Below are 3,476 nucleotides of genomic sequence, written 5' to 3' on the forward strand. Positions count from 1 at the left end.
CGTGGTCGTTGTCGAAGTTAGCCATGGCCGTGTCCGCCGCGTCGTACTGCTGAAACCAGTCGAGCCAGGCCTGAGCATCGGTCTCGTTGGCGAACTCGAACGCATCGGTGTTCTCCACGCCCGTCATCCCCCACAGCCCCGCCGACACCGAGGCGGAACCGGCCGACAGCAGGAAGTCGATCCCGGAGCCCTTGCTGGAACCCCGCGCGAGGGTGAGCCGGACCCGCCCGTCCCCCAGCTTCTCGACGACCATCCCGTTGCTCTTGTTCCACTTCCAGAACAGGATCTGCTTCGTCTTCGTGGAGGTGCTGCTGTTCGCCCACACCGCGCAGTCGGGCTCCAGGCTGTTGTAGGTGGTCAGGATGCAGGTGGCGAGCGTGATGCCCGCGGACACGGTGGGGCCGGCCCCCTCGACGTGCTGGGCGGCCTCGTCGGCGGACACATACTCGTTCCACTCGGCGCGGCACTGCTGGGGGACGACGTAGTTGGTGCAGCCGATCTGGACGCGGGCCGTGGCCGCCTCGCCGGACGCCAGGCCGTCGGGCATCGCGTTGACGCACGCGGGGTTGTCGGACTGCGTCGGGGTGGCGGCATCGCGCCCCGACGTCACGCACGTGCGGAAGGCGGTCACGTCGACGCCCTGACCGGGGGTGAGGCCGGCTGCCCAGCCCGCGGGGGGCGCGCCACAGTCGGGCGGGATGTAGTACCAGACGCAGTCGAACCGGACCATGGTCGGGTGGGGGTCCTTGGGCAGCGTGTCGACGCGTTTGCTCTGGCCCAGAATCTGGGTCGGGACCGCGTCGAACTGGCCGTAGACCGGGTCCGAGCAGGAGAGCGGGACGCTGCCGCCGTCGGGGCTGGTGGGGGTGGCGCCGGCGTCCCCACCGTTCCCGGCGTCCCCACCGCTCCCGCCGCCTGCGGCGTCGTCGGCCCCGCAGTCGAACGTCCATCGCAGCGTGAGGATGGACTCCACGGCACAGCGCATCTGGGCGCTCACCTTGGCGAGCGGCACCGCGGTCACGACCGCGCCGCACACCAGGGCCGCGATGAGGATCAGGGCCAGGTACCCCAGCCCGACGTTCCCCCGTTCGCGTCTGTGGGGGCGGGTGCTGGGCGTCGAGGGGCTGGACATGGGGGCGAGTCTCGTCGGCGGCGGACCCGTCGCCCAGAGTCCGCAGACCCACGACGCGCCCGGAACCGGGGCCCGCGTCCGGGCCCGGGGCAGGGGACAGGACCCAACGACGACCCGGCCTGGTTTCGACTGGCATCCGGACTACGGTGGAGGGGTGGCACGCGCACAAGGAATCGTTCATCCGTTGACCGGCGCGGCGCTGTTTCTCGTCATGACCCTCCGCGAGGGTGGCGAGGCCGCCGTACGAGACACGTTGCAGGACCTTCAAGGGATCCGCAGGTCCGTCGGGTTCCGGACGCCGGGAGGCCAACTCGACGTCGTCGTCGGGGTCGGCTCGGACGCCTGGGACCGGCTCTACAGCGGTCCCCGGCCCGCCAAGCTCACCCCGTTCGACCCGCCCGCCGGGGAGCGGCATGCCGCCCCGGCGACCCCGGGCGACCTGTTGTTCCACGTCCGCAGCGACTCGATGGGGGTGTGCTTCGAACTGGGCCAGCAGATCCTCGCCCGCCTCGCCGGTGCCGTCGACGTCGTCGACGAGACCCACGGCTTCCGGTTCTACGAGCAGCGAGACCTCCTCGGCTTCGTGGACGGCACCGAGAACCCGGAGGCCGAGGACGCCGTGCGGGCCGCGATCATCGACGACGCCGACCCGTTCGTCGCGGGCGGCAGCTACGTGATGGTCCAGAAGTACCTCCACGACATGGACGCCTGGAACGCGCTCAGTACCGGCGAGCAGGAGCGCGTCATCGGACGCAGCAAGCTCGACGACATCGAGATGCCGGACGCCGTGAAGCCCGCCAACTCCCACGTCGCCCTCAACGACCTCGACGACGCGCCCGACGGCACCCCACGGGAGATCCTGCGGGCCAACATGCCGTTCGGCGAGCTCGGCGCGGGCGAGTTCGGCACCTACTACATCGCTTACGCAGCCGACCCCGACATCACTATGGAGATGCTGCGCAACATGTTCGTCGGGAACCCGCCCGGCAACTACGACCGCATCCTCGACTTCTCGAACGCCGTCACCGGGACGACGTTCTTCTGCCCCTCGATCGACTTCCTGGAGTCGCCGCCCCCCGCGCCGCACCTGGCCGGGGACGACGACCTCCCCGCACCTACCCCATCCGCACCGGTCGATGCCAGCGGTTCACTCGGCATCGGCGCACTTGGAAGGAACCACCGATGAACAACCTGCACCGTTCGCTCGCCCCCATCTCCGACGCCGCCTGGAGCGACATCGAGGAGGAGGCCAAGCGCACCTTCCAGCGCAACATCGCCGCCCGCCGCGTCGTCGACGTGTCCGGCCCGCACGGCAGCGACTTCTCGGCCGTGTCCCTGGGCAGGCTCCAAGACGTCGCCGCGCCCGGCGACGGCGTGCAATCGCGGCTGTACCGGGTCGCGCCCGTCGTGCAGCTGCGGGTGCCGTTCACGTTGTCGCGCACCGAGATTGACAGCGTCGAACGGGGCGCCAAGGACGCCGACTGGGAGCCGTTGAAGGAGGCCGCCCAGCGGATCGCGTTCGCCGAGGACCGCGCCATCCTGGACGGCTACCCGGCCGCGGGTATCCGCGGTGTCCGGCCGTGCTCCTCCAACGCGGTGGTGCGCGTCCCGGACAACGCGGTCGACGTCCCCGAGGCGCTCACCTCGGCGTTGACCGCGCTCCGGCTCGCGGGCGTGGAAGGCCCCTACTCCGTCCTGCTGGGCGCCGAGTTGTACACGCTGGTGAGTGAAACCTCCGACCACGGCTTCCCGATCCTCAACCACCTCACCCGGCTGGTGGACGGCGAGATCATCTGGGCGCCCGCGATCCAGGGTGCCGTCGTGCTGACGACGCGCAGCGGCGACTTCGACCTGCAATTGGGCCAGGACCTCTCCCTCGGCTATCTGTCCCACGACGCCGACAGCGTCCAGCTCTATTTCCAGGAGTCCTTCGCTTTCCGCAACAACACCGACGAGGCGTCCGTGGCGTTGCTGCCCTGACGTATTCCTCTGGCAAAGGCGGGTCCCGGGTCGCTCCCGGGATCCGCTTTTTCGTGTGGCAAGGAAACACTGCTGTGGGAGTGGACGGCTGCCCCCGCGCCGGGTCTAAGGTGTCTGCCGGACCGATTCCCCTCCCAGTGAGACACCCCTTGACCACCGGTGGGAACGGACGGACCCCAAGGAGACAACGCCATGTCAGCGACCAGCAACGAAGCGTCCCCGCCTGCCACCTCACGTACCGATCGAGGATTCTTCGGTCACCCGGCGGGGCTCGGCTGGCTGTTCCAGGTGGAAATGTGGGAGCGATTCTCGATAGTGCCCCGCTGAGTGGTGGGCTTTCGAGGGATCCTCGGTGTCACGCCTC

At 69.6% G+C, this 3,476-nt stretch carries 3 protein-coding genes; 2 read left to right on the forward strand and 1 reads right to left on the reverse strand.

Annotated features, from left to right (window positions below):
- Positions 1-1,132, reverse strand: a 1,132-nt coding sequence (locus V7E09_RS11195) for a hypothetical protein (protein WP_324523395.1), incomplete at its 3' end; no start/stop codon positions are given.
- 154 nt (positions 1,133-1,286) lie between these two features.
- Between V7E09_RS11195 and V7E09_RS11200 the strand changes: the two genes are divergently transcribed.
- A complete protein-coding gene (locus V7E09_RS11200) occupies positions 1,287-2,318 on the forward strand; it encodes a Dyp-type peroxidase (protein ID WP_324512192.1) in 1,032 nt (343 codons plus the stop codon).
- Positions 2,315-3,112 carry a family 1 encapsulin nanocompartment shell protein gene (locus tag V7E09_RS11205; RefSeq protein ID WP_324512193.1) on the forward strand — a complete coding sequence of 266 codons (798 nt, stop codon included), beginning with the start codon at positions 2,315-2,317 and terminating at the stop codon, positions 3,110-3,112. Before V7E09_RS11200 ends, V7E09_RS11205 begins: the two co-directional genes overlap by 4 nt.
- Positions 3,113-3,476 lie beyond the last annotated feature (364 nt).

The organism is Propioniciclava sp. (assembly GCF_036744435.1).
In the GTDB taxonomy this organism is placed as follows: domain Bacteria; phylum Actinomycetota; class Actinomycetes; order Propionibacteriales; family Propionibacteriaceae; genus Propioniciclava.

What these genes read in the sequence shown, in the direction of transcription:
- V7E09_RS11205 (WP_324512193.1), top strand. Translation starts at nt 2,315, where the DNA reads ATGAACAACCTGCACCGTTCGCTCGCCCCCATCTCCGACGCCGCCTGG.